This is a genomic window from Acidovorax sp. (genome assembly GCF_046339755.1).
GTDB lineage: Bacteria > Pseudomonadota > Gammaproteobacteria > Burkholderiales > Burkholderiaceae_C > Acidovorax.
This window is the reverse complement of the sequence record NZ_JBKDTZ010000251.1, coordinates 1-2,924: the sequence shown is the minus strand read 5'-3', so window position 1 is coordinate 2,924 and position 2,924 is coordinate 1. Positions and strand designations below refer to the sequence as shown.

The window sequence follows — 2,924 nt, the reverse complement described above, 5'->3', positions numbered from 1 at the left end:
GTGCAGGCGCGCCTGCTGCCGCCCCTGCGGGTGGTGCCGCCGGTGCCGGCAAGGAAGTGAAGTCGGCCAAGCTGTCCTCCAGCTGGGCAGGCGACACCGCCAAGAAAAAGGAAATCAAGACCCGCGGCGACAGCAGCGGCGGAGTCGGCCGCAACAACTGGCGCGGAGGCCCGCGTGGCCGCCGTGGCATAGACCGCGACCACCGTGACGACATGCACCAGCAATCCGCTCCGGTGGAGGCGCGCATTCTCGAAGTGCACGTGCCCGAAACCATCACGGTGGCCGAGCTCGCGCACAAGATGTCGATCAAGGCCAACGAAGTCATCAAGGCCCTGATGAAGATGGGCCAGATGGTCACCATCAACCAGCCGCTGGACCAGGACACCGCCATGATCATGGTGGAAGAAATGGGCCACAAGGCCGTGGTGGCTGCGCTGGACGATCCGGAAGCCTTCACCGATGAAGATTCGGGCCAGAAGGATGCCGAGCTGCTGCCACGCGCACCCGTGGTCACCGTCATGGGCCACGTGGACCATGGCAAGACCTCGCTGCTGGACTACATCCGCCGCGCCAAGGTGGCTGCGGGCGAAGCCGGCGGCATCACCCAGCACATCGGTGCCTACCACGTGGAAACGCCGCGCGGCATGGTGTCGTTCCTCGACACCCCCGGTCACGAGGCCTTCACGGCCATGCGTGCCCGCGGTGCCCAGGCCACCGACATTGTCATCCTGGTGGTGGCGGCCGACGACGGCGTCATGCCCCAGACCAAGGAAGCCATCAAGCACGCCAAGGCCGCCAAGGTGCCGATCGTTGTGGCCATCACCAAGGCCGACAAGCCCGACGCCAACCCCGACCGCGTGAAGCAGGAGCTGGTGGTCGAGGAAGTGGTGCCCGAAGAGTACGGTGGTGACTCGCCATTCGTGGCCGTGTCGTCCAAGACCGGCATGGGCATCGACGACCTGCTCGAGCAGGTGCTGCTGCAGGCCGAAGTGCTGGAGCTCAAGGCTCCGGTGGAATCCCTGGCCAAGGGCCTGGTGATCGAAGCCCAGCTGGACAAGGGCCGCGGCCCTGTGGCCACGGTGCTGGTGCAGTCCGGTACGCACAAGGTGGGCGACGTGGTGCTGGCCGGCCAGACCTCGGGCCGCGTGCGCGCCATGCTGGACGAAAACGGCAAGCCGGCCAAGACGGCCGGTCCGTCGATCCCGGTGGAAATCCAGGGTCTGTCCGACGTGCCGCAGGCCGGTGACGAGTTCATGGTGCTCTCCGATGAGCGCCGTGCACGCGAAATCGCAACCTACCGTGCTGGCAAGTTCCGCAACACCAAGCTGGCCAAGCAACAGGCCGCCAAGCTGGAGAACGTGTTCTCCGAGATGACCGCGGGCGAGGTGCAGACCCTGCCCATCATCATCAAGGCGGACGTGCAGGGCTCGCAGGAAGCGCTGGCAGCCTCGCTGCTCAAGCTCTCCACCGAGGAGATCCGCGTGCAGCTGGTGTATGCCGGCGTGGGCGGCATCAGCGAATCGGACGTCAACCTGGCGATCGCCTCCAAGGCCATCGTCATCGGCTTCAACGTGCGCGCCGATGCCGGTGCACGCAAGCTGGCCGAGTCGAGCGATGTGACATTGCACTACTACAACATCATCTACGACGCCGTGGATGAGTTGAAGGCGGCCATGTCCGGGATGCTGGCGCCCGAGCAGCGCGAAGAGGCCATCGGTACGGCCGAGATCCGCACCGTGTTCGTGGCCTCCAAGATCGGTACGGTGGCGGGTTCGTACGTCACCTCCGGCCAGGTCACGCGCAACTGCAAGTTCCGCCTGCTGCGCGACAACGTGGTCATCTACACCGGCGAGGTCGAATCCGTGCGCCGCCTCAAGGACGATGTGCGCGAAGTCAAGGAAGGCTTCGAGTGCGGTATCAAGCTGCGCAACTACAACGACATCAAGGAAGGCGATCAACTCGAGTTCTTTGAAATCAAGGAAATCGCACGGACGCTGTAAGAAGCGGACACGACGACGACATGGCTGCAAAGAAATCCGCCACCCCCAACCGCGCCTTCAAGGTGGCCGATCAGATCCAGCGCGATCTGACGGAGCTGATCGCGCGCGAGTTGAAAGACCCGCGCGTGGGCATGGTGACGCTGCAGGGCGTGGAGGTGACTCCCGACTACGCGCACGCCAAGGTGTTCTTCAGCCTGCTGGTGGGTGACGCTGTGGAAACGCAGGCGGCGCTCAACCAGGCGGCGGGTTTCCTGCGCAATGGCCTGTTCAAGCGCCTGCACATCCACACGGTGCCCACGCTGCACTTCGTGTATGACCGCACCTCCGAACGTGCGGCCGACATGAACGCCTTGATTGCCAAGGCCGTCTCTTCGCGCGCAAAAGAGGACTAGCCCATGCACGCCCCTCGCACCAGGGTGCAGCGGCGCCCTGTGCACGGGGTATTGCTGCTGGACAAACCGCTCGGCCTGTCGAGCAACGACGCCTTGCAAAAGGCGAAGTGGCTGCTGCGCGCCGAAAAGGCGGGCCATACCGGCACGCTCGACCCGCTGGCCACCGGCGTGCTGCCGCTGTGCTTTGGTGCCGCCACCAAATTCAGCCAGCTGCAGCTCGATGCCCCCAAGACCTACGAGGCCGTGGCCCTGCTGGGCACCACCACCACCACCGGCGATGCCGAAGGCGACGTGATAGCGCGGCGCCCCGTGGTGCTGGCCGAGCTCACGCCCGAGCGCCTGGCCGCCGTGCAGCAGCGCTTCACCGGCCCGATCCAGCAGGTCCCGCCCATGCACAGCGCCCTCAAGAAGGACGGCAAGGCGCTGTAAGTATACGCCCGCCACGGCCTCGAGGGCGAGCGGCCGCCGCGCGACGTGGTGAGCCCTACGCGGTCCCGCACCTAGTTGGCGGACAATCCGGACGCCATCGCCC

At 65.7% G+C, this 2,924-nt stretch carries 2 protein-coding genes and 1 pseudogene; all 3 read left to right on the top strand.

Going from position 1 to position 2,924, the window contains the following annotated elements:
• On the top strand, positions 1 to 2,000 hold a 2,000-nt coding region (gene infB / locus ACK59X_RS22160), incomplete at its 5' end, for a translation initiation factor IF-2 (RefSeq protein WP_409960540.1).
• Between the two features lie 20 nt (positions 2,001 to 2,020).
• Positions 2,021 to 2,392, top strand: coding sequence for a 30S ribosome-binding factor RbfA (rbfA, locus tag ACK59X_RS22155; RefSeq protein WP_409960539.1), 372 nt, complete (start codon positions 2,021 to 2,023; stop codon positions 2,390 to 2,392).
• A 3-nt stretch (positions 2,393 to 2,395) separates the two neighbouring features.
• Positions 2,396 to 2,818: pseudogene (gene truB / locus ACK59X_RS22150) on the top strand (tRNA pseudouridine(55) synthase TruB); the annotation flags it as partial.
• Positions 2,819 to 2,924 lie beyond the last annotated feature (106 nt).

Coding starts and splice junctions, on each gene's coding strand:
- rbfA (WP_409960539.1), top strand. CDS start 2,021: ATGGCTGCAAAGAAATCCGCCACCCCCAACCGCGCCTTCAAGGTGGCC.